This window comes from Legionella sp. 27cVA30 (assembly GCF_024160945.1).
Taxonomy (GTDB): Bacteria; Pseudomonadota; Gammaproteobacteria; order Legionellales; family Legionellaceae; genus Legionella_A; species Legionella_A septentrionalis.
Genome location: NZ_JAMYXK010000001.1, coordinates 972,371 through 994,636, shown reverse-complemented (window position 1 = coordinate 994,636; position 22,266 = coordinate 972,371). Strand labels below are relative to the sequence as shown.

Here is a 22,266-nt window from a genome sequence, read left to right as displayed (position 1 = left end):
TTGTCTTTTTCGAAGATGGATGTCAAGATAGGAAGCTTAAAAAATAAAATTGGGTGCAAAAAAATTTATGTCTCCTGCTGTAACCACTTGGTAATGTAGTTTTGCGTTTCCATCACAATTTTTATAAGTTGCTGGTAAAGTGGTTCGAGCAGCTTGGTATGTCCTGCCTTTTGGTAGCGTTCCAGATATTGGCAGGCGTATTTCATTTTTATAGTGCCAAGATAAAGCGCGCCGCCTTTCATTTTATGCGCTAATTTCTCTACTTTTTCCCAATCATGTTTCCGGTGGGCTTGCTTGATGGCATCCAAATCCGTTTGCATTTCTTGTGAAAGCATAAGGCGCAGCAAATCTTTTACGGCATTTTCATCCCCAAGGTTTTTTTTCGCCTCGTCCAAGTCAAAAATTTTATAATCGTTTAAATTAAAAAGTTCAGATTCGGTTTCAGGCAAGTCGGCTCCAAGCCCGGCCTTAATCTGCTCTTTTTTCTTTTGCGAAGCTTTAGCTTTGGGTGATAAGTCTAAAAATTGATTAATAATGGTTTCCATGAGGGCAAGGCTTATAGGTTTATTAAACACATCATCCATGCCCAATTTGAGCGATTCATCTCTGATTTGATTGCGAGCCAAGGCTGTTAAGCCCACGATAGGAACATGGTTTTTATGATTGGCTTCTTTTTCCCGGACATGTTGCGTCAATTCATGCCCGGACATGCCAGGCAAACCAATATCGGTAATGATTAAATCAAATTCATTATTATTTATTAATTCAAGTGCGGCTTCACCGCTTTCTGCAGACATAAATTGACAACCACATTGCGCCGCCAGATTCTCAATAAGATGGCGGGCCACTAAATTATCTTCAACGAGCAGTAAGTGGGGAATAGCTGATACTATTTTTTTTGGCTTATGATGCTTGGTTGCATGTACAGCTTTCTCCAGTAATTGCAAAGAAGATTCATCCACCGCGTCTTCCGCACGCCCTATTTTTAAAGGAAGTTCGAAAGAAAAAGTTGTACCTGCCCCCGGTTTGCTTTTGACTTCAATATCGCCTCCTAACAAGGCAATATACGATTGGGCGATGTGTAAGCCGACGCCATGTCCTTCATAGATACCTTTATAGGAAGGATTAATGCGGTGAAAGCGATCAAAAATTTGGGCTAATTGCTCTTCTGGGATACCGATGCCGGTATCCGCTACAGCAAAATAAATCAAGGCTTCATTTTCTTGCAAATTTTTTAATTTAACATCAATGGCCACATGCCCCTTGTCTGTAAATTTGATGGCATTACCTAAAAGATTAAGCATGATGCGATGCAGTTTGATGCGATCGGAGTCGATGTATTTAGGCACATCATTATCAATATTAACCAATAAATTCAAACCGCGAATTTTTATGGTTGGAATTTCAAGCGCCACTAATTCTGCGATACATTCCCGTATATCAAATGTGGTTATTTTAAGCTCGTCTTCCTTAACCTTCCCCAGAGAAACAATATCCAAAATGCCATTGAGCAGCTGCAGCAATTGTTGGCTGCAATCATGGATCCACTCAGCATATTGGCGCTGTTCTGGATTATCCGCTTTATCCCGCAGAAGTTCCGACATGCCGACTACGCCGCTTAATGGCGTGCGTAAATCATGGCTCATGTTGGCTATGAATTGAGTTTTAGCTTGATTTGCACTTTCAGCCGCTTCTTTAGCAAGTGAAAGGATTTTTTCGTCTTCTTTAAGATGAGTGATGTCTACATAAATCCCGAGAATTCCATTGATCATGCCTTGATTGTCATATAAAGGTACCTTGCTTGTAGATAAAATGCGCTCTTTGCCATTCGGAAAGACCATGGGGATTTCTTTATCAAGGATGGGGTGGCCCGTTGCCAAAATTTGATTGTCTTCATCAATATAATTCAAAGTGGAGGAAACAGCCCAGGGCATTTGGTAATCGGATTTGCCGATTATCTCTTGAATATTGTTAAATCCGAGGCTGCGTGCAAAATTTTTATTGCAGCCACGATAAATTAAATTTCTATCTTTCCAGAAAATATAGTTGGGGACGTTTAGTATGATTTGCCGTAGTAAATCCAAGGTTGCATCCATCGGATTGCCCCTCCAGTTCGGGGTTGGAGCATTAATTCTGGTATTAATTATCATAAAGTGTAGGATATTTTTTGCTGCCCATACAAAGTGCATGCGGTTGTTTGAAATAGTCAATAGTGTTTTGGAGCATGAGCATAATGAATGTGGCGCAGAAGTATTTCTAAACCATCGCCAAAATTACTGGCGTGATGAACTTTTGCTGGACTTGATAGCATTCTTATAGCCGCGCTTGCTATTGTATTAATTTTTTTAAATTGGTATTTGGGTGTTTAGATGGGCTTAATAGTGGTATTGGGCTTCGCTGAAACTTTATTCTAATGAGGTTTTGCAGCAAGAATTTTATCCAAATGATTGGAAAAGCGTTGTACATCACTGGAGCTAAGCGAAGCGGGGCCGCCTGATATCATACCAGTGTTGCGCAGTGATTCGTTAAGATTGCGCATGGCCAATACTTGTTTAATGTTATTGGCAGAATATAGCTCGCCTCTTGGGTTTAATGCGATGCCTTTTTGTTCTATGACGATATTTGCCAGAGGAATATCTGCAGTAATAACGAGATCATGCGCTTTGATACTGGCTGCTATTTTCTTGTCTGCCGAGTCAAAGCCTGTTTCTACTTGCAGGCGTTTAATATAAGGGGAGGGGGGTATTGAGACAAAATGGTTAGCCACAATAACCAATGGAGTTTTCGTTCTTATCGCCGCCCGAAAAAGAATGGTTTTAATTTTGTTGGGACAAGCGTCGCCATCGATCCAAATTTGCAATTTTAATAACCTTGCCTGTTATGCGTTTACCGCTTTTTTATTGAACTTAATGGGAGCATAAGAGTTTAGCAGATTAATGCAAAGCCCGGTAACAACAAATAACCCAGCAATAATTTTCCAAGTCTGCAAAGGTTCTCCCAAAAAAGCGACAGAACCCAATACTCCAATGATGGGTATTAATAAAGTAAAAGGGACAATCATCCCGATGGGATAACGGGCCAGCAACCAGTTCCATGCACCATAACCTATCCATGTGGAGGCATACACAATATACAATAAAGTCCCAATTCCTTTTAAGCTAATGTGTTGATAGCTTAGAACTGCACTGGCAAAACCTTCATAAAGCAAGGAACATAAAAACAAAGGTGGGAAGGCAATAAAACTTCCCCAGACAATCAATGCGATGGCATTCACGCTCGGACTTTTTTTAGTTATCAAATTGCCAAAACCCCAAGTGGCAGCTGCTGCCAATATTAAGATAAATCCTAATAAAGAGAGATGATTGTCGAAATGCCAGGCTACAACGCCAATTCCAATGAAGGAAGTAAAAGCGCCGGCTACTTGCAGGAAAGTAGGTTGTTCATCAAGAAAAATAGCCGCAAAAAACATGCTGAAAAAAATTTGTACCTGCATGATTAATGCCGCCATGCCCGCCGTCATACCCGCATAAATGCCCAGAAACAATAATGCGAATTGCAGGGCAAACATGATTAATCCATAAAGAGCCACCGTTCTAAATGGCATTTTGGGTGGTTTAATGAAAAAAATCGCAGGCACGCTTGCCAGGAAAAAGCGTAGGGCGCAAAGAAGCAGTGGTGAAATTTCCTCAAGGCAAATCTTAACAAAAAGAAAATTTAAGCCCCAAATAAAGACTACCAATAGTGTGAGTAAAACGTGCGGTACAGGCATTTTGAATAACACGGTTAAGTTATTGAGCTTTTAATTAAAATGGCATTGCTTGGCTGATTGAAGACCTGATAACATCAGTATTGGTCATTCAATACAGAATAGACAATTAGTGGTCAAGCTGATAATATTTTACTTTCGTGCCTTAAAAAAGTAAAACCTTTGCAGTGTGCTTTTGAAAAAATAGTTCGATTTCGTACCGGACGGGAGATGGACATAAATGGCTTTTAGTAACCCGCGCGCGGCTGCTTCTCATAGTTGGTCTTTTAAATTGCTGATGCCTTGGATCGTATGGGGATTAGGTTGCCTGTTTTATTTTTACGAATGCTTATTGCAAGTTTCGCCCAGTGTAATGAGTTCTGAGCTTATGCGCGATTTCGCGGTGACAGGACAAACTCTTGGTATTTTATCTGGCATTTATTTTTATTCCTATGCGTCCATGCAGCTTCCCGGCGGCGTTCTGATGGATTATTTCGGCCCGCGCCGATTGTTGACTATCGCCACGGCAATTTGTGCGGTAAGCACAATTGCTTTTGGGTTGACCAGCAGCTTTTATATGGCTTGTTTGGCACGCTTGATGATTGGTTTTGGCTCTGCCTTTGCCGCTGTGGGTGCCATGAAATTGGCAGCCAATTGGTTTCCTTCCGAACGCTTTGCCTTGTTGACGGGTGTTATGGTTACCATTGGGATGTTGGGAGCAATCGGGGGTGAAGCTCCTTTAGCTCTGCTCATTGATCGATATGGCTGGCGCGAAAGCATGATCATCATGGGGAGTGTGGGTATTGTTCTTGCTTTTCTGATTTTTCTGGTGGCCAAAGACACGCCCAGCCAAGCCAAATTGGTTCATCATGCGACGGATGAGGAAGGTTTATTAAAAAGCCTTTTGGCATTGTTAAAAAACAAACAATTATGGTTAGTGGCTACTTATGGCGGTTTGATGTATATGGCTACCCCGGTATTTTGTGGTTTATGGGGTGTGCCTTTTTTAATGCTGAAAATGCAAATTGCCAAAGCCACTGCCGCTAATTATATATCCCTGGTATTTGTAGGTTGGGCGATTGCCAGTCCTTTGTGGGGAATTTTTTCCACCCGCATCGGGCGTCGCAAGCCACCCATGTACATAGGTTGTATAGGGGCTTTGCTTACCAGCTTATGTTTTATTTATGTCCCTATACAAAGCGGTTGGCTGATGGAATTATCATTATTCCTGTTCGGTATTTTTTCTGCTGGTTTTTTACCTGCATTCGCCGTAGCGAAAGAATTATGCAGCAAGCGTTATGTCGCTACCGGCTTAAGTTTCATGAATATGATGAATATGATTGGCATAGCGCTGGCGCAGCCAATCATTGGCTATATTCTGGATAAATTATGGCAAGGGGAGACAGTAAATGCTGTTCGCATTTATCCATTAGAGGCGTACCATATTGCTTTGGCCTTGTTGCCTGCAGGTATGTTCATTGCTTTGCTGATTATGCCGCTTTTGCGGGAAACTTATTGCAAAAGCGTGCATGAGTGATTAATTAAATGCTGTAAGTAAGTGGATTATTATGTTTAAAAAGCTTTACATTAAAACCAACGGTTGTCAGATGAATGAATACGATTCATCTAAAATGGCTGAAGTATTGCTGCAGTCACACGGATTACAAAAAACAGATCACGTTGAAGAAGCCGATGTTATTTTATTAAATACTTGTTCTATTCGCGAAAAAGCTCAGGAAAAAGTATTTTCGCAATTAGGTGAGTGGCGTAAGCATAAAGAAATGCATCCACACGTGGTTATTGGTGTCGGTGGGTGCGTCGCAAGTCAGGAAGGCGCTGCTATTCTTAAACGTGCGCCATTTGTGGATTTGGTGTTTGGTCCGCAAACGCTGCATCGTCTTCCTCAGCTTTTAAATGAAAGGCTTGAAAGCCGTAAGCCCGTGGTAGATATCAGTTTTCCAGAAATCGAAAAATTTGATCATCTGCCTGCCCCGCGTGCAGAAGGACCAATGGCTTTTGTTTCAATTATGGAAGGCTGTAGCAAGTATTGCAGCTATTGCGTGGTGCCTTATACCCGCGGCGAAGAAATTAGCAGGCCTTTTGATGACGTGTTGGCCGAGTGTTACCAATTGGCTACTCAGGGAGTACGTGAAATCAATTTGCTAGGGCAGAACGTCAACGACTACCGTGGCTCCATGCATAATGGGGAAATAGCTGACCTGGCATTGCTGATTCACTATATTGCTGCCATTGATGGCGTTGACAGAATCCGTTTTACAACGTCACATCCGTTGGCATTTTCCGATAATTTAATCAATGCGTATGCCGAAGTCCCCGAATTGGCGAATCATTTGCATTTGCCGGTACAAAGCGGTTCGGATCGAATCCTTTCTTTGATGAAGCGTGGCTACACTGCTTTGGAATATAAATCAAAAATCCGCAAGTTGCGTAAAGTCCGCCCGGATATCCGCTTGTCTACCGACATTATTGTGGGTTTTCCCGGCGAAACAGATCAGGACTTTCAGGACACTATGGATTTGGTGCATGAGATTGGTTTTGATACGTCCTTCAGCTTTATTTACAGTGCAAGGCCAGGAACTCCTGCAGCGAATTTGCCAGATGATATTCCTATGGAAATTAAAAAACAACGTCTTAAAATCCTGCAAGATCGCCTCGTTCTGCAAGCTTCCCGCTACAGTCAATCCATGGTGGGCAGCACGCAGCGTATCCTGGTAACCGGTATTTCCAAAAAGCGGGAAAATCAGTTGGCCGGGCGTACTGAATGCAATCGTGTGGTGAATTTTGATGGCCCAGTGACTGCAGTTGGACAGTTTGTAGATGTATGTATAACAGAAGCCCAACCTAATTCATTGCGTGGCCGCCTGATGCAAGATTAAGTCTTTGCGCCCCGCTTTAAGATTAGCGGGGCTGCCCTCTTATTGTATGTTCAATATCGAGTCTTCCCATTATGAATGAATCATTGAGCAAAGAAGCTATTATTCCCGTAGCATGCTACGGTGAGCGTGTCGATGCAGCCTTAGCCAAACTATTTACCGAATTTTCCCGTTCGCAGCTTACCTTGTGGTTGAAGGCAGGTAAAATCACCATTAATGGGCGTTTGTACAAACCAAAAGAAAAAATCTATGGCGGGGAAAAGGTGCTTTTACAGCTAAACGCTGTGGTTAATCATTACGAAGAAGACGCCGCAGAAGCCATACCATTAGAAATTGTATTCGAAGATGACGATATTTTAATCATTAATAAACCCGCCGGGCTAGTGGTTCATCCTGGAGCCGGCAATCCTTTGCATACTTTGGTTAATGCCTTATTGCATCATGATCCCATTTTGCAGCAGCTGCCAAGGGCTGGAATTATTCATAGGCTGGATAAAGACACTACTGGATTATTAATGGTAGCAAAAAACTTGCCTGCCCATACATCGCTGATTAGGCAAATGCAAGCCAGGGAAATCCAAAGACGCTATTTGACCTTGGTGTATGGTCATGTCATCAGCGGTGGAGTATTAGAAACCTTTTACGGAAGACACCCACGCAACCGTTTAAAAATGGCGGTGTGTAATCAGGGGAAGGAAGCCATCACGGAATATACCGTTAAAAAACATTACCATCAATTTACCTTGCTTGAAGTAAGTTTGTTGACGGGCAGGACGCATCAGATCCGCGTCCATATGGCTTATATGAATCATCCGGTGGTTGGCGATCAGCTATATGGCGGGCGGGTGCGTTTCCCAGCGGATGCTACAGATGAGATGCGCCAGCTTTTACAGACCTTTAAAAGGCAAGCTTTGCATGCTTATTCTTTGTCTTTGCTGCATCCCAAGACGCAGGAATATATGAACTTTGAAGCTTCCTTACCAGAAGATTTTCAAAAATTGCTGCAGACTTTAGAGCATTATTATGGTTAATTTCTACTGCCTAAATGCTGTTGTTATTGTTATATGAATTTAATTCATCTTGTTGAGTGTCGTTATTAGATGACACTCGCCTTTGTAATGGTGAAGAAAAATGGGGAGTATCTTCCTCATCCATTATTAAAGAAGACGAAGTGCTGCTGCCAAAGCTATTATTCATCGCATGATAGGATGCGCCCAGATTGGTTTCGTTGCGAGGACGTGGAATGTGCTGTAGCTCTGCAGGACTTTCTTGCTTGAAAGGTTTGTAAGCCAAAGTAATAGCGACTGCTCCCGCGAGGAAAACAGGGAGCGCCACGATGAGTATGGGCATTAGAAAGGCTATGGGAGGAGCAATCAGTAAGCTGATTATCGGTAGCAAGGTAAATCTTATTGCAGTTTGTTTTCTTTCGTCTCTTTGGATTTGTTCTCTTGGCACGTTGTAATATTCAACGCGTTCAGGAAAATAATGATGCATTATTTTTTCAGTTATTTTGGATGCCAGGCTTAAAGTGGCTACTAAAACCAAAGGAATGTAAAGGAGGGTAAATACTAAAAAAGCAATTGCCCCTATAGCTAGCCCAACCAGGCTTGTTACAGGAAACAGCAATAAAAAACGCATTACTCCCTTCATCGTGCCCTCACAATAATGATATATTTGTTGTCATTAAGAAAAAAAATTGCATGTATTGATGCATATATTACTATATTGACCTTAAAGTTTCCTGAAGTCGTAGATTATTTTATTAATTAACCATATTATACGCAGTTGCGTAAATAAATATACAATCTATGTTTCTTTTAATATAAAAACGCAGGTGATAAGTCTCAACGATAATGCTATTGACAGAGTTTCTCTCATTGTTAATATGTCAAGTTCTTGTTTTTTTAGGTGGGTGAATTGTTTTATTTAATTGCTGATTGGCCAGCGCCGCATCATATTGGTGCTGTGACAACGACGCGACATGAAGGTGAGAGCCAATTACCGTACGCCGGTAATAATATTGCCTTGCATGTAGGAGACAATTCTATGCACGTGCAGTGCAATCGCCAGGCATTGCAGCAGAGATTACGGCTTCCTGCTACTCCTGTGTGGCTTGAGCAGACGCATAGTACGCGTTGTGTGGTTGTTGAGGATGAGGCCACACGAAATGCAGATGCAGCAGTCACGCGCAACAAAAATTATCCGCTGGCAATCATGACAGCCGATTGTTTGCCCGTTATTTTATGCAATCGTGAGGGAACGGAAATTGCTGCGGTTCATTGTGGCTGGCGTGGTTTGGTTGGGGGAATTCTCGAAAATACCCTTGGAAAAATGCACAGCCGCGCTGAAGATATACTGGCGTGGCTTGGCCCTGCGATTTGCTGCCAATGCTTTGAAGTGGGACGGGAGGTGTTGGAAGTTTATGCCGATCGTTACCCCTATACTCAAAATACGTTTGTGCAAAAGGGTGAAAAATGGTTGGCCAATTTAGCTAAAATGGCGGAATTAATTCTAAATGCTCAAGGCGTCAAAGCGGTTTATTCATCCAATGCCTGTACGTTTGAGCTTGAACGACATTTCTATTCTTACCGACGGCAAACACAAACTGGTAGAATGGCAACTTTAATTTGGTTTAAACAGGATACTTAATATGTTACAAAAATTTCGTTATGCCATTGCTTTGGCATGTATGCTTGCCAATTCATGGGCGCAAGCTGCAGTAGAAGTAAATCAATTGCCCACCCTGGCTCCTGTTCTTAAGAATGCTATGCCGGCCATCGTGAACGTGGCTGTACAAGGTATTATTCCAGGAAATTTACAGCCGCAAGATCAAGACGATGAAGATGATAATAACCAAGAGAGGCAAGCCGGGCCTGAAAAACCGCGGAAATTTCAAAGCATCGGCTCGGGAGTTATCATTGATCCGACTAATGGAATCATCATCACCAATGATCATGTGATACGTAATGCAACCCTTATTACTGTGACGCTCAATGATGGTCGCAGATTAAAGGCAAAACTGATTGGCGGGGACAGTGAAACCGACGTGGCCGTATTAAAAATTGATGCAAAAAATTTAAAAAGTTTGCCAATCGGCGATTCAGACAAAATTGAAGTAGGTGATTTTGTGGTTGCTATCGGCAATCCATTTGGTCTTAACAGTTTCGGTAACAGTCAATCTGCTACTTTCGGTATCGTAAGTGCCATGAAGCGCAGTGATTTAAACATCGAGGGAATTGAGAATTTTATTCAAACGGATGCAGCAATAAATCCTGGCAACTCAGGCGGTGCATTAGTGAATGCAAAAGGAGAATTAATCGGTATTAACACGGCCATTATTTCACTGTACGGCGGCAACGTTGGTATAGGCTTTGCCATTCCTATCAATATGGCAAAAGACGTAGCACAACAAATCATTAAGTATGGTTCAGTGCATCGTGGTTTGATGGGAATTTTTGTGCAGCACCTTACCCCGGAATTGGCACAAGCATTGGATTATCCGGAAGATTTTCAAGGAGCATTGATTTCTCAAGTCAATGAAAATTCACCTGCAGAAATAGCCGGTTTGCAGCCGGGGGACATCATTGTGCAAATCAATGATACCCACATTACCCAAGCCACGCAGGTTAAAACCACAATTAGCCTTTTACGCGTTGGTAGCCAGGCTAAAATTAAAATCAAACGCGGTGGTAAGGATATGACGTTTGATGTCATGGTAACGGACGTCAAAAAACATGAGCAGCAGTTGCAATCTAAGAATCCTTTCCTCTATGGTTTGGCTCTCAGGGATTTCGAGCAAGATTCTCCAATGCATGGTCATGTACAAGGGGTGCAAGTAGTCGGTGCTTCTGAAAATAGTGCAGGTTGGCGAGCAGGCTTGCGCCCGGGTGACATCATCGTCGCAGCGAACAAGCAACCTACCGTGACGACCCGCGATTTGCAAAAAATCGCTCAACAGAAAAATAAGCAGCTTTTAGTCCAGGTGCTCAGAGGTGCAGGAGCGCTGTACATTTTGATTATATAGATATGAACTAAGTTACCTCCCCGGTTATTGTGGTATGCATTAATCGGGGAAAAGATGTGTCATAGGCATATTAAGACATCGACTGACGATTACATAACTAAAAAATTTGAAAATACCTTTTATATAGTGCCAGCATAAGAATTCCTGCTAGGGCGCAAAAAATACTTGCTGAGAAGATTTCCAAACGAGCAGTGTTAATGAAGTGATGATCGAAGGCTAAGTTAGCGATAAAAATAGCCATTGTAAATTCTGCTCCCGGTTAAAATACTGCCACTGGCTAATCCATCGTTAATCCAAACATGAATTGGGCGAGAAAATTCAAAAGTTCCTATATAAATTCTCAAGGGAATTTTCCAAAAGGATAAGCAAGAATTTAAATGAATACATCAGTTGTTTACCAATACCTGTTCGATTTTTTAAAATTTTTATTCGGAAAAGGCATCCAGTTTGTGAATGGAGGCTTATGATAATAGCAAAAAAGACGCTGCAGGCTTTCAATTTTTATTGTGCACTATTCCTGAAGCTTAAAGTTTGCCCGCATGGATCATCAGGTTCACAGACGTTTCTTATTATTAATTAAATGGCTTGAAAAATTCGTTTATATTTGGTTTCGCATTCATACGATATTGGTAAACAGCATAAAAAGAAATGACGTTTTTTAAATAGTTACGTGTTTCTTGCCAGGGAAGTGTTTCTATCCAAATATCAATTTGTTTAGGGGGATGAGTATTTAACCAGTGTACTACTTGCCTCGGGCCGGCATTATAAGCTGCGGCCATCAGCAAAGGATGTTTAAATCGTTCTGCCAAGTGTTTTAGATAAGCAGTACCGATATTGATATTTTGCTGGGGAGAAAATAATTGCTGTTTATCTTGATAGGCAATTTTTCGATCTTTCGCCATCATTTTGGCAGTAGAAGGCAGGATTTGCATTAACCCATAAGCACCAGCCGGAGAAATGACGTCTTCATGAAAGGTGCTTTCCTGACGAATAATGGCATAAATAAATTCAGGTGGAATGCGGTAACTTTTTGCGTGGTATGAAATCGTATGTTGATATGCCAGGGGAAATCTTAAGGATAACTGATTATTTAATTCTTCGTTGTTACTTAAATATAACGCTTTGGCATGCCAACGTAACTCATTGGATAACCAATATATCAGAGCACTTTTGTCTGCCCGTGGTAACTCACTGACAAAATCGTTTAAGAGTCTAGATGCTTGTGCGGTTTGATTGGCTGCGTAAAGAGCCTTGATTTGTTCAAGGAAGGGTTGGTACGGCACTAAAACGCGGGTATCCATGCTCGCAGGTTCATTTAAGAAGGTAAAGTTTTTTCTAAGCCGCAAACTTGCCAGAAAGCCATAATAATTTCTGGTTTTGGCTACTTCGTTGTAAATAGGATGAGCATACTCTTGTTCACCCTGTGCTTCCAGGGAGCGGGCCAGCCAATATTGCCAGGCTGGATTGGTTTTGTTGGGAGAAAGATAAATAAGCCGTTCTACCTCTTGCCATTTTTGTTGCTTTAAAGCAAAGCGAATTTGCCAATCAAGCAACGCATCGGAATAATACTGAGGCTTTATCATGGCAAACCATTGTGGAGCATCTTCATGGTTGCGCATCGCTTTATAAATAGCTATATGGGTTAAAAAACTTTGCTTTTTCTGCTCGCTAAGCAACCGTTGTGTTTTTTCCTCGTGCCAATATGAAATTGCCAAATCCATATTGCTGGATACTAAACGCTTAAGTCCGTATAAATAGAAATCATCGTGTAACTTGCCTGCTTCCAATCGCTTAATATTTGCCGGATTCCGTTGAACTTCATCCAGAAGCTGCAATGTTTGCGGGTTTACGCTTTTGTATTGTTTAATCAAATAACGGGCTAGGGAAACATTCCTATTTTCCAGGGCAAGAACAATTCGTTGCGTGATTAGATTCTCAGCAAGCAAGTTATCTTTTAATAAAAGGGTAAACAAAGCATCACAGGCCGGAGGTTGGGAATCACCTGTTAACCATACAGGCTGAACGGCATGCAAAACCTCTTGTATCTTGTTTGCCTGATAAAGAGCAATGAGAGAGTAGCATTGCAAACTTACATCTTTGGAAGGCCGATAATAAAGTGCATAAGCGCCCCAATTTTTATCACGTGCCAATTGGTATAACCATTTTTCCCGCAATTTTTGCGCAAGAGGCGTGTTGCTCTCAATAAAAGCAATAAATTCTTGATCAGGATAGGTTGGCAGGTTTTGGCTCCATTGCTGGTAAGCTTGAAATTTTTTCATATACTCATCGCCAGAGGAAGCACAAGCTGTGGCGATTAAAAAAAAACCGGATAAAAATAAACCAATTTTATTCATGATTGCGAAGGAGGTTGTTTCATGGCAGCAATGGTTTTTGCATAATCAGTACTTTTGAATATAGCAGAGCCGGCAACAAACTGTTGCGCCCCTGCTGCTGCAAGTTGGGCGATATTGTGCACTGAGACTCCTCCGTCCACACAAATAGGCAAGTGTGGATATTCTGCATGAAGGTGTTTTATTTTTTCGATTATTTCAGGAATAAGGGTTTGTCCCCCAAACCCAGGATTTACCGTCATAACCAACACAAAATCCAGACGATGCGCACACCAGCGCAGGCAATCAATCGAAGTGGCCGGATTTAATACAAGTCCTGCCTCGCACCCTGAATCTTGAGTCAACTGCAGACTGCGGTCCAAATGAAGGGTGGCATCAGGGTGGATGCTGATTCGTCTAGCGCCGGCTTTTGCGAATTGCACGATTAGCTCGTCAACAGGAATAGTCATTAGATGCACATCGAGCAAAGCTTGGGGAAAAGATTGATGGATTTGTTCGCAAAGAGATGGCCCAAAGGTTAAGTTCGGTACATAATGGTTATCCATGATATCCAAATGCAAAAAATCTGCACCGCCTGCTAGGACGGCTGCAATTTCCTCGCCGAGACGCATCATGTTGGCCGAGAGTAATGAAGGTAAAATTTGGTGCGGCATCAAATGATCTCAATTAAAGACATATTGAACCATTAAACGATAAATTAATTGAGTGTATTTGTACACGTGAATTTAAAATATCGATTGTTTTCGTAGTCAGATAGCGGTAGTCAAGCCCAAACCACGTATAATCATCCAGGAAATAAGCAGCCCCGATTATCCCTTGCGCGGCAGGCGAACTGTTATTTTCAACGATTTTTGTGTATTGCAGTGTTTCATTATTATAATAAAAACGCATGCTGTTGTTTACGCGGGCATATCCGATGCCAGCTCCCAGATAAGGGGCGAAATCGGATGAACTGCCTGGCGTATAAAAGTCATAATAGCCATTCAGCATGATAGCCCCAGTGGTGGTACTGCCCTTTAAGCGCAAGCCAGTACTGCTCTTGGGGCTGTTGTAGCGGGTCGTACCTACGGTTATTTTTTGATACGGGTTATAATTCACCATCGGTTCAACTTCAATGCGGAATTGATCGATTCGATAACCGATTTGCCCACCTATCGCGCCAAAGCCAGAATAGGTTAACTCTCCCGTTGTGGTTGTGCCGCAACCGCTGGATGTGCTTGTTGGCGGCAAACAGGAAGAAGTCAAGTTAGTAGGGGCCAAAAACGTAATATCTGTGCTTGGTGCGTAGCTGCCGCCAATAAAAATGCCTAAATAAATTCCGGGTATAGGGTTGGCGGCGAACAGGGAAGTATTAAACAGCAACAAGCTGGCGGCGCATATTTTCAATGACGGCTTCATGACTTACATCCTTACTTATAACGGGCTTCATCGAAGCGGTAAATCACACCCACATTGGCTAAATGAGCTTGAAAGATTTTGCCTAAATCATCCACGCGCTCTGTCGCCACATAACGATAACCGATATTAAGCGCGTAGTTTTCCGCAAAGTTGTAAGTTAAACCTCCTGCCGCCTGATAGGCAAACGCACTATTTGAGGCGGTGAAGCGTGTCGGGGAAGTAGGCCCGGAACTGTTTAATTGGGCATTGATCCACGCATAGCCGATACCAATTCCTAGAAAAGGTTGTACATCATAGACAATGCCTGGAAAGTCATAAAATACGTTTGCCATGCCCAAAATTACATTATTGTAGCCGCGGACACCGACTTGCCGCACACCATTCACATTAAATTTTTTAAGCTCGGCATTAACGTAGGTAAGCTCGCCTTCGTAACGCAACGGGCTGCCTTTATAACCAAAGCTGCCCCCCACATCATATCCCGACTGGTAAATGGTATTATTGCGTACCAGGCCCGAAAATGAATTACTGACGTTATCTGGTAAATAAGCGTAACCGGCAAATACTGAACTATACCAGCCATCAATGGGAGTTGCCGCCGTTGCAAGGGTAGCCGCAAACAAGGCAGCAGAAGCAGTGATAATTCTCATAACACTCCTTGTCCATAAAAAGTTCCTCCATGTTAGCGTATTGGAATTAGTTTGCAAGGTGTAATGCTTTGATTTAATTATCTAAACTGAACTAAAACCCACATTGGCACGTACAGGTGCTTCGGTTATTATTTCCACATCAACCAAACGTTGCTTTACCGCACTATGATATAAAGGCGAGCTAAGAAGAGTCGTTAAAATCCGTTGCTTATACCCATGGTACATTTTGAGCAAATTAGGCGAAGTGTTTTCGAATAAAGTATCTTTTTTACTATCAATAACGAGGCAAGCCGATTTGGCTTCCTTAAGCAGCTGATGTTCAAAGAAGAATTTGAGAGTGAATAAATATTCTTCGGCATTCATATTTTTATTTTCCAAGCATTGCAGCAAATTTTTAACAGCAGTCTCCGGGTGTTTATTTTGTTTGAAATGCACTGTGTTTAAACAGAGCGCCCCCCTTAATTCATTCACTTGTTTTAAATTTAAAATGACGGTTTCTGAATCTTTATAATTGCCTTCGTCATTAAATAAATCAATGATTTCATAAAGTTGATCTTCTTTCTCTTGCTGGCTTGTATTACCCGCCATGGCTGCATTCATGAAGTGAAAGCGGATTTGTTTGGCTTCTTGCCGTAAGGCACGCACTTGCGCCTGCAGTTCTTTAATTTGTTGTTTTTTACCCGATACAAGAAAGTTTTGCAGATAATAATCCATACGTTGGCACTCATTTTGCAAAGTTTGGATTTGCTTATTCTTTTGTTCGGCAAGTCTAACCAAGCTTTTACTGCGTTTGAAATGAATGATTTTTTCTGTGGGGACTATTTGTAAGGCCGCATCAAAATCAGCGATACTCTCTTGGTATTTCTGGGCATAAAAATAAGAAATGCCACGCCCATAAAAAGCTCGAAAGGAAGGGGTAGGTATGTGCGAAAACAGCATATTCCAGCATTCTTCCGCCTGCTTGTAATCTCCCTGTTTTTGATAGATAAATCCCAGCAGGATTAAGGCATCCTCATTTTGTTTAGGAGTAAGGGAAAGAGTTAATGCCTGTTTACAGTTTTCTTCGGCTGTTTTTAAATCGCGTAATTCAAAGCAGCATATCGCTTGCTCTAACAGGGCTTTCTTATGCACCGGATCCAAATCCAGAACGACAGCGTATTTTTCCGCTGCTTCTTTATATTGTGCCCTAGCTAATAAGGCACTTGCTGCTGATAAATTTTGCTCTATGAGCTGTTTGGCTTGTAAGCACTGTTTCTTAATGCGAAATACTTCCTGTAAGTCCAGTGAAAAGTTATGGGCGGTAGGGCCGGTATTTGCCATTTTAATCATAACCGTCAGGGGTGATAATGCAGTCAGAACAATGGGAGATATGTTATCGCAATCTTGTTCAGCCGCTTCGTAGTTTTTTAGATGGTAATAACAATCTGCCCTAACCACGATGATTTTTTTATTTTGCGGATCAAGTTCCATTACGCGAGTGCATTGCTCAATAGTCGCTTGATAATTTTTTTGTTGGTAATATTCATATGCTTTTTGGGTTAACTCATCGATGTTTTGTTTGGCATCAATACATAAATTTAGAATTGCAAGTCCTCTAAGATGATTGCTGTCCGGAAAAGATGCCAATTTTAACAAAGCAGTAATGTCGTTTTCCGCTTGTTTATAATTCTTTAAGAAAAGATATGCTTCAGCTCGTTTTAATAAAGCCGTTTGGTTATCTAATTTATCATTCAGAACATAAGTTAAATTCCGGATCGCACCTTGGTAATCTTTTCCATTTAATGCATCGATGCCGGCTTTTAAAAAGGCAGCAATATCTTTTTCAGGTGGTTGTACACAGGAAACTGTTTTTTGCTTTTTCCCATCGTTTTTATCATTGTCCCATGGACGTGAGCGCTTGAACATTAGGGTTATCTCTTGGTAAATGAGGGTTGAGGGGCATCTGTAAAGATTGTGCAATCCTGATAATTTGTCTGTTTGAACAGTGTATGCTTAAACACATGCTGGTTATAAATGTTTCTAAGCCCCATAAAAAGACTCAGCGCTTCTTGGCTTTTTTTTGCACACGAAAGTGCAATGGTTTTTAACGTATCGCCTGCTTCCTGGAAATAATTGTTGTCTATAAAAAAATTAATAATTTCTAATACATCGGCTTCGGGAAGACCTTGCCGATTTGCAACGGCATAGAGTGAGCTGACTATCTCAGTTTTTGTAATTTTATTTTGCTTGGCATCCAGTAAAATTTTAAACTTCATCCCTTGTAAATTTTCTGGATCCACCTCAAAAAGCTTTGCCAGAGCTATTTCCGCCCAAGACAAAATACATTCTTCTAGGCAAGCATTAATAATAAATAAAAGTTTACTCTTATCTTGGCCGCAAATCGGAAGAAGCGTGCCATGAAAATTTACAGATGCTTGTGGGTGTTGTGGTTGCCAAATCCATATAGAAAGAATGAAACAAGCAGCAATATTTACCGGGTCTTTTTGCAGCACTGTTTCGCAGTCTCGAAGGCTTTGTATATGGTTTTTTTTCTTCCAATAGCACTTGGCTCGATAAACCATTTCTTCGACGTTATTGGGTTGAATCGAAATGATGTGGGTACTGATTTTTATGGCCGTTTCATATAATCCATTACTATAACAATGGCTTTGTAAGGATTTTAACGCTTGGATGTATGGGGTTGTATGAGGCTTATGAGTTAATAGCGTTTCAGTTGTTTCTTGAAAGCTTTTTAAATCGTTAAGCTGCAAGCAACACAAAGCCAGGTTGTGCAACACGGCGATATTTTTAGGATCGAACTGGGTAATAAGTTTTAATTTTTCTTGTGCGGTTTGTAAGTTTTTATTTTTAAAAGCAGCTGTAGCATGTTTAGCAGCTAGAAATATCTGTTGCAATTCTGCTGCCATTTTAGGAGCCAGTTCCTGTAGGGTTAAGCAGGTAGTAAATGCATCGTGTTCTTTTCTTTGCCAAAAAAAGGATAAGCATAATTTGTAGTAAGCTTCAGCATGATTGGGATCCAGACTCACGATTTCCCTATAATAGGTTTCGGCGCTTGTATACTCTCCCTCATCATATGCAGTATTTCCTTTTTCTAAGTATTCTTCCAGTTTTTTTGCAGGTGAAACCATTGTAATATTTTTATTTTTTTCTGGCATGGCAATTTCTTTTAAATGCATTAATGATAGCAGCTGGAAATCATGTTAGAGATTTACCAGCGTTATTATTTTCTGTCATGACCACAACATCCGTTTGCGATAATGCTTTGCTTGCAAAAAAAGCCAATTGCTTGGTTTGTAAGCTCTGGTATTCTTTTTTCGCTCGCAAAAAGCAGTCAAGCTCGAGCCTGCCTTCTGGTGTATTGAAGATCTGCAATTCGCGCGCATTTATTTCCAAGTTATTGATAATGGCTTTAGCTTCAATACGGCAGCCTTGGTCAATGAAAAAAGTCAAAATGGATAAGATTTCCCGCAAATTGGTGGCAGGGTTTGCTGCTATGGCTTCCAAGGTTTTAATTGTATTTATTTTTTTAAGATGGCTCGTGGTAATAGAAGAAACGACTTGGCCCACAGAATTTTGAAAATCCACCTGGAGCAGCTTTTCTGCCATTTTGTGGGCCCAATCAAAATATTTTTCTTGCAGGAAAAAGCGGGAAGATATCATTAATACATCTTTGCTGATGGAAAGCGACAGTAAGTGGGTAAAATCCTCCCGAGCTTTTTCAAATATTTCGGCAGTTTGCGCTTTACTTTTTTTCGGCTCAGCTTTTTTTAATATTTCTTCATAAGTTTTAAGGAAAGAAAAGGTTCGATACATCAAGGCTCTTCGATTTGTATTTTGCTCTTGCAATATTAAATTACATTGCGCAATGCAATTTTGGTATTCTTTTAACTCAAAATAACATTCTGCTAAGCGTTCTTTATATTCTATTTCTTGCGGATCGGATTCGATGGCTTTTTTGCAATAGGTTAGCGCATTTGTGAATTGTTTTAATTTCAAATAAGAATCCGAGAGAAGTTCTAAAACATTAGAAAGCTGATCTTCATCTTCATCTATATTTTCCTCCTCGGTTAAAATCATTCCTTCACTGATCAATTTAAGGAGGATTAAACAGGAATCTATAATTGCAGCGAAATTCTGTTTTTCATAATTGCAATAAGCCCTTCCCAGCAAAGCGTCAAAATGAATCGAGTCCAGTTTAAGAATGAAATCATAATAATGAATCGCTTGATCATAATCTTGTGCTGTAAATTTTTCGCTGGCCAATTCAAGAAAATGCTCGATGAGCGGTTCAGATATTTCCGCGTGGAATTGATAGTTCGGGTCGATGGTCAAAATTTGCAGCATGTATTGTTTGACTTGCTCGAACTCATTTTGAAGAAAAGCCAGCCGGATAAGTGTTAAATAAGATGTTACCGCCAAATGAGCTTGATTAAGGTGTAGGAAACATTCTGTTGAGCGGGAAAGAACAAACTTATTAAGTGGCTCGGTAAAGAGCACAAGCGCATACCATCGCACGGCAACGCTAAAATTCTTGCGGCTAAATGCTTCCTCCGCCAAGGTTAGGCATTTTTTTGCGGAAAAGGGCGTCTGTGGATAGTGAGTATGGGTTCTTGTTGCTGCGTGCAGGATTTGAACGGTGTTTGAGTTGGAGAATTCACCTGGTTTATCTTCCGACTCATTTTGTTTGCGATGCTCGTTCATTGCAATTCCCTAGCTTATTCATATGAAAGGGAAAATAATATACAGAGCGACTGATTATATTGCAACCAAATAGTGGGTGATTCTATTCATCAGCGGTTAGTATTAGAAGCACGCCATGAGCACTTAGCATAGCTCATGTTTACAATAATTTTTCAAAAAAAGAAGACAGTATTTTTCGTGTATGAGCCAGCCTGCCGATGCTTCTTAGAGTATAGGATTTCCAATAAAACAATAAAATAATCAGTTAGGCAACGTCCCTAAAGTTTTTTAGACAAGATTTCATCTTAAATTGAGCACAAATTTTTCTATTTCACTTCGATCTACCCCCTCTCCCGCGATAGGAGCTTTGGTAGTATGATGATGCCCTTCGCGGGGAGGGTTGGGGAGAGGGAAATGGACAAATCTGCGCTAAGACAACGAGCCCGTAGTTTACGAAAAAACAGCACCGATGCTGAAAGATATCTTTGGTATCATCTTCGAGCAGGCAGACTCGGATTTAAATTCTGTCGGCCTTTAGGCTTTGGAAGTAATTTTTCTAAACGAGACCACATCTCGTCATCAATGACCATCCGTGACATTCCCTCTCCCCAACCCTCTCCCGCGAAGGGCATCATCATACTATCAAAGCTCCTATCGTGGGAGAGGGGGTAGATCGAAGTGAAATAGAAAAATTTGTGCTCAATTTAAGATGAAATCTTGGCTAAAAAACTTTAGGGACGTTGCCTAGTTAAAAAGCCGGATGTGATTGGATAGCGCCAGTCAGGTCCAAATGCGCAAGCACTAATTTTTATGCCAGGTGGCGCTTGACGGCGTTTATACTCATTACGGACAATAAGTTTTATTACTTTATGCACGATATCTTTGCTGTATCCCTGTTGTATGATTTGCTCGGCGTCGAGGTTTTGCTCCATATATAAAGCAATAATAGCATCCAGAATGGCATAGTCAGGCAGTGAATCTTGATCAGTTTGATTCAACGCTAATTCTGCGGAAGGCGCCCGTTGAATTACCCGCTCTGGGATTACGCGGGAGAGCGTATTTCGATAACGGGCTAGAGCATATACTTCGGTTTTTAACACATCTTTTAATACCGAGAAACCGCCTGCCATGTCGCCGTATAATGTGGCATAGCCAACGGCAGTTTCGCTTTTGTTGCTGGTCGTGAGAACCATAAAACCTGTCTTATTGGAAAGAGCCATTAATAATAAGCCGCGTATGCGTGCCTGGAGATTTTCTTCGGTGATGTCAGGTGCATAACCCGTAAATGCCGGCTCCAGCGTGTTAAGTAATGCATGGAAAGCAGGTTCTATGGGCAAAGTGTAATGATGAAGCACTTGCATGGTTTGCAATTGTTGCAAGGCATCTTCGTTGCTCATGGCAGCCGTGTAACGAGAGGGCATCATAACGGCTTTTACTCTTTGAGGCCCTAGAGCATCGACGGCAATTGCCAATGTCAATGCAGAATCGATGCCGCCGGATAATCCAAGAATGATGCCGGGAAAGTGATTTTTTTCCACATAATCGCGCAAGCCGCACATCAATGCCTGATATAGCAAGGCTTCCTTTGCTAATAAAGGGGCAACAACGCTCTGAAGTTTTTTATTTTTTATGGTGACGGTTTGGTAATGCTCTTGAAAAGCGGGGGCACGTGCACATATTTCACTTTGCGCATCCATCGCCATGGATTGCCCATCGAAGACCAATTCATCCTGAGCCCCCACTTGATTTACATAAATGGTGGCCAAACCACGCTGGGCATACTGGCGTAATATTTCCTCGCGTTTAGCATATTTGTTTTTATCAAAAGGAGAAGCATTGATACAAAGTAAAATTTCAACGCCTGCGGCAATTAGATCATCCACTGGCCCTAAGCCCCATAAATCTTCACAGATACAAAGGCCAAACACAGTGCCTTTAATAGAGAATAAGGTTGTGGCAGGTTTTCCGGGGGTAAAATACCGTTTTTCATCAAACACGCCATAATTTGGTAATAACTGTTTATGGTAAAGTTCAAGGCGTCGACCTTTGTAGAATACACTTGCCGAATTGTAACAGCCTGCTTCTTCAAGACTGGGATGGCCTACGATGACATGGCAATCAGCCGTAATTGCCTGGATTTTCTGCAAGGCTTTATTAACGTGCGTGAATAACTCGGTACGGAACAAAAGGTCTTCAGGGGGATAACCGGTCAAGGCTAGTTCCGGGAAGATAATGACATCATGCTGCTCCTGATGTATTTGGATGATTTTCATTATTTTGTCGGCATTTGCTTCAATTGCCCCGACGGTGGGATTGATTTGCGCCATGAGTAAAGTTAAGGCTTGCGGCATGGTGTTTGATTAAAACCAGATATGAATAGTTTATTTTATCTTAACTTAAATACTGGGTTCAAAATTTTTGTTAAAATAATTGGTTTCACTAAAAATCTAAGGCTTCCATGTGGCAAACAGCGCTGTCGCGCATGAGCGAAGTATTTTCTCCGACTTTGCTAAGACGCGGCCAA

Annotated in this window: 20 protein-coding genes and 1 pseudogene; 7 read left to right on the top strand and 14 right to left on the bottom strand. The window is 41.4% G+C overall.

The features are described from left to right. Positions 1-65 precede the first annotated feature (65 nt). Positions 66-2,096, bottom strand: coding sequence for an ATP-binding protein (locus NKV53_RS04450; protein WP_158615196.1), 2,031 nt, complete (start codon positions 2,094-2,096; stop codon positions 66-68). Positions 2,097-2,187: 91 nt separating this feature from the next. Here NKV53_RS04450 and NKV53_RS11895 point away from each other — a divergent pair, with 91 nt between their 5' ends. After that, positions 2,188-2,319: a hypothetical protein gene (locus NKV53_RS11895; RefSeq protein ID WP_256478755.1), complete on the top strand. Its 132-nt coding sequence runs from the start codon at positions 2,188-2,190 to the stop codon at positions 2,317-2,319. Between the two features lie 91 nt (positions 2,320-2,410). Here the strand turns inward: NKV53_RS11895 and NKV53_RS04445 are convergent, their stop codons facing one another. Together NKV53_RS04445 and NKV53_RS04440 are read right to left on the bottom strand one after the other, a co-directional pair. After that, positions 2,411-2,860 carry a YaiI/YqxD family protein gene (locus NKV53_RS04445; protein ID WP_126954938.1) on the bottom strand — a complete coding sequence of 150 codons (450 nt, stop codon included), beginning with the start codon at positions 2,858-2,860 and terminating at the stop codon, positions 2,411-2,413. Positions 2,861-2,878: 18 nt separating this feature from the next. Further along, positions 2,879-3,769 (bottom strand): EamA family transporter, encoded by an 891-nt coding sequence (locus NKV53_RS04440; RefSeq protein ID WP_126954939.1) that lies wholly within the window; start codon positions 3,767-3,769, stop codon positions 2,879-2,881. A gap of 217 nt (positions 3,770-3,986) precedes the next feature. Between NKV53_RS04440 and NKV53_RS04435 the strand changes: the two genes are divergently transcribed. From NKV53_RS04435 to rluD, 3 genes are all read left to right on the top strand, one after another. Then, positions 3,987-5,282 (top strand): MFS transporter, encoded by a 1,296-nt coding sequence (locus NKV53_RS04435; RefSeq protein WP_253350750.1) that lies wholly within the window; start codon positions 3,987-3,989, stop codon positions 5,280-5,282. A gap of 31 nt (positions 5,283-5,313) precedes the next feature. Beyond that, complete coding sequence (gene miaB, locus NKV53_RS04430) at positions 5,314-6,642, top strand: tRNA (N6-isopentenyl adenosine(37)-C2)-methylthiotransferase MiaB (protein WP_253350748.1); 1,329 nt, start codon at positions 5,314-5,316, stop codon at positions 6,640-6,642. 71 nt (positions 6,643-6,713) lie between these two features. Continuing rightward, positions 6,714-7,670, top strand: a complete 957-nt coding sequence (rluD, locus tag NKV53_RS04425) for a 23S rRNA pseudouridine(1911/1915/1917) synthase RluD (protein WP_253350747.1) — start codon at positions 6,714-6,716, stop codon at positions 7,668-7,670. A 10-nt stretch (positions 7,671-7,680) separates the two neighbouring features. On the opposite strand, the gene NKV53_RS04420 is transcribed toward rluD, so the two are convergent. After that, a complete protein-coding gene (locus NKV53_RS04420; RefSeq protein WP_126954943.1) occupies positions 7,681-8,289 on the bottom strand; it encodes a hypothetical protein in 609 nt (202 codons plus the stop codon). A 267-nt stretch (positions 8,290-8,556) separates the two neighbouring features. Here NKV53_RS04420 and pgeF point away from each other — a divergent pair, with 267 nt between their 5' ends. Both pgeF and NKV53_RS04410 read left to right on the top strand, forming a co-directional pair. Next, positions 8,557-9,288 (top strand): peptidoglycan editing factor PgeF, encoded by a 732-nt coding sequence (pgeF, locus tag NKV53_RS04415; protein WP_126954944.1) that lies wholly within the window; start codon positions 8,557-8,559, stop codon positions 9,286-9,288. Positions 9,289-9,328: 40 nt separating this feature from the next. Next, on the top strand, positions 9,329-10,663 hold the full coding sequence (locus NKV53_RS04410) for a Do family serine endopeptidase (RefSeq protein WP_371923172.1): 1,335 nt from the start codon (positions 9,329-9,331) through the stop codon (positions 10,661-10,663). Between the two features lie 97 nt (positions 10,664-10,760). Here NKV53_RS04410 and NKV53_RS12020 read toward each other — a convergent pair whose 3' ends face one another. From NKV53_RS12020 to NKV53_RS04375, 8 genes are all read right to left on the bottom strand, one after another. Further along, positions 10,761-10,904: a Na+/H+ antiporter NhaA gene (locus NKV53_RS12020; RefSeq protein ID WP_126954946.1), complete on the bottom strand. Its 144-nt coding sequence runs from the start codon at positions 10,902-10,904 to the stop codon at positions 10,761-10,763. 331 nt (positions 10,905-11,235) lie between these two features. Further along, positions 11,236-13,017 (bottom strand): transglycosylase SLT domain-containing protein, encoded by a 1,782-nt coding sequence (locus tag NKV53_RS04405; protein WP_127033374.1) that lies wholly within the window; start codon positions 13,015-13,017, stop codon positions 11,236-11,238. Continuing rightward, positions 13,014-13,667: a ribulose-phosphate 3-epimerase gene (gene rpe / locus NKV53_RS04400; protein WP_371923161.1), complete on the bottom strand. Its 654-nt coding sequence runs from the start codon at positions 13,665-13,667 to the stop codon at positions 13,014-13,016. The genes NKV53_RS04405 and rpe overlap by 4 nt, the downstream gene beginning before the upstream one ends. Before the next feature lie 13 nt (positions 13,668-13,680). Continuing rightward, complete coding sequence (locus NKV53_RS04395; RefSeq protein ID WP_126954949.1) at positions 13,681-14,412, bottom strand: outer membrane protein; 732 nt, start codon at positions 14,410-14,412, stop codon at positions 13,681-13,683. 11 nt (positions 14,413-14,423) lie between these two features. Then, positions 14,424-15,062 carry an outer membrane protein gene (locus NKV53_RS04390; protein WP_126954950.1) on the bottom strand — a complete coding sequence of 213 codons (639 nt, stop codon included), beginning with the start codon at positions 15,060-15,062 and terminating at the stop codon, positions 14,424-14,426. A gap of 81 nt (positions 15,063-15,143) precedes the next feature. After that, positions 15,144-16,967: a tetratricopeptide repeat protein gene (locus tag NKV53_RS04385; RefSeq protein WP_127057209.1), complete on the bottom strand. Its 1,824-nt coding sequence runs from the start codon at positions 16,965-16,967 to the stop codon at positions 15,144-15,146. 5 nt (positions 16,968-16,972) lie between these two features. Next, positions 16,973-18,217: a lipopolysaccharide assembly protein LapB gene (locus tag NKV53_RS04380; RefSeq protein ID WP_158616463.1), complete on the bottom strand. Its 1,245-nt coding sequence runs from the start codon at positions 18,215-18,217 to the stop codon at positions 16,973-16,975. Between the two features lie 40 nt (positions 18,218-18,257). Further along, complete coding sequence (locus NKV53_RS04375; RefSeq protein WP_253350745.1) at positions 18,258-19,763, bottom strand: lipopolysaccharide assembly protein LapB; 1,506 nt, start codon at positions 19,761-19,763, stop codon at positions 18,258-18,260. Between the two features lie 354 nt (positions 19,764-20,117). Here NKV53_RS04375 and NKV53_RS12015 point away from each other — a divergent pair. Further along, a pseudogene (locus NKV53_RS12015) lies at positions 20,118-20,228 on the top strand (ATP-dependent helicase HrpA); the annotation flags it as partial. Between the two features lie 5 nt (positions 20,229-20,233). Here the strand turns inward: NKV53_RS12015 and NKV53_RS04365 are convergent. Next, positions 20,234-20,380, bottom strand: coding sequence for a hypothetical protein (locus NKV53_RS04365; protein WP_253350818.1), 147 nt, complete (start codon positions 20,378-20,380; stop codon positions 20,234-20,236). Positions 20,381-20,473: 93 nt separating this feature from the next. Beyond that, the gene (locus NKV53_RS04360) at positions 20,474-22,093 is read right to left on the bottom strand and encodes an NAD+ synthase (protein ID WP_126954356.1); all 1,620 of its coding nucleotides are present in this window, start codon (positions 22,091-22,093) and stop codon (positions 20,474-20,476) included. Positions 22,094-22,266 lie beyond the last annotated feature (173 nt).

Bases quoted from the DNA above. Each gene is read 5' to 3' on its own strand.
- rpe (WP_371923161.1), bottom strand. From the start codon at position 13,667: ATGCCGCACCAAATTTTACCTTCATTACTCTCGGCCAACATGATGCGT.
- NKV53_RS12020 (WP_126954946.1), bottom strand. From the start codon at position 10,904: ATGGCTATTTTTATCGCTAACTTAGCCTTCGATCATCACTTCATTAAC.
- NKV53_RS04405 (WP_127033374.1), bottom strand. From the start codon at position 13,017: ATGAATAAAATTGGTTTATTTTTATCCGGTTTTTTTTTAATCGCCACA.
- rluD (WP_253350747.1), top strand. From the start codon at position 6,714: ATGAATGAATCATTGAGCAAAGAAGCTATTATTCCCGTAGCATGCTAC.
- NKV53_RS04420 (WP_126954943.1), bottom strand. From the start codon at position 8,289: ATGAAGGGAGTAATGCGTTTTTTATTGCTGTTTCCTGTAACAAGCCTG.
- NKV53_RS04360 (WP_126954356.1), bottom strand. From the start codon at position 22,093: ATGCCGCAAGCCTTAACTTTACTCATGGCGCAAATCAATCCCACCGTC.
- NKV53_RS11895 (WP_256478755.1), top strand. From the start codon at position 2,188: ATGCGGTTGTTTGAAATAGTCAATAGTGTTTTGGAGCATGAGCATAAT.
- NKV53_RS04380 (WP_158616463.1), bottom strand. From the start codon at position 18,217: ATGCCAGAAAAAAATAAAAATATTACAATGGTTTCACCTGCAAAAAAA.
- NKV53_RS04440 (WP_126954939.1), bottom strand. From the start codon at position 3,769: ATGCCTGTACCGCACGTTTTACTCACACTATTGGTAGTCTTTATTTGG.
- NKV53_RS04390 (WP_126954950.1), bottom strand. From the start codon at position 15,062: ATGAGAATTATCACTGCTTCTGCTGCCTTGTTTGCGGCTACCCTTGCA.
- NKV53_RS04365 (WP_253350818.1), bottom strand. From the start codon at position 20,380: ATGATGATGCCCTTCGCGGGAGAGGGTTGGGGAGAGGGAATGTCACGG.
- NKV53_RS04395 (WP_126954949.1), bottom strand. From the start codon at position 14,412: ATGAAGCCGTCATTGAAAATATGCGCCGCCAGCTTGTTGCTGTTTAAT.
- NKV53_RS04450 (WP_158615196.1), bottom strand. From the start codon at position 2,096: ATGGATGCAACCTTGGATTTACTACGGCAAATCATACTAAACGTCCCC.
- miaB (WP_253350748.1), top strand. From the start codon at position 5,314: ATGTTTAAAAAGCTTTACATTAAAACCAACGGTTGTCAGATGAATGAA.
- NKV53_RS04375 (WP_253350745.1), bottom strand. From the start codon at position 19,763: ATGAACGAGCATCGCAAACAAAATGAGTCGGAAGATAAACCAGGTGAA.
- NKV53_RS04435 (WP_253350750.1), top strand. From the start codon at position 3,987: ATGGCTTTTAGTAACCCGCGCGCGGCTGCTTCTCATAGTTGGTCTTTT.
- NKV53_RS04385 (WP_127057209.1), bottom strand. From the start codon at position 16,967: ATGTTCAAGCGCTCACGTCCATGGGACAATGATAAAAACGATGGGAAA.
- NKV53_RS04410 (WP_371923172.1), top strand. From the start codon at position 9,329: ATGCTTGCCAATTCATGGGCGCAAGCTGCAGTAGAAGTAAATCAATTG.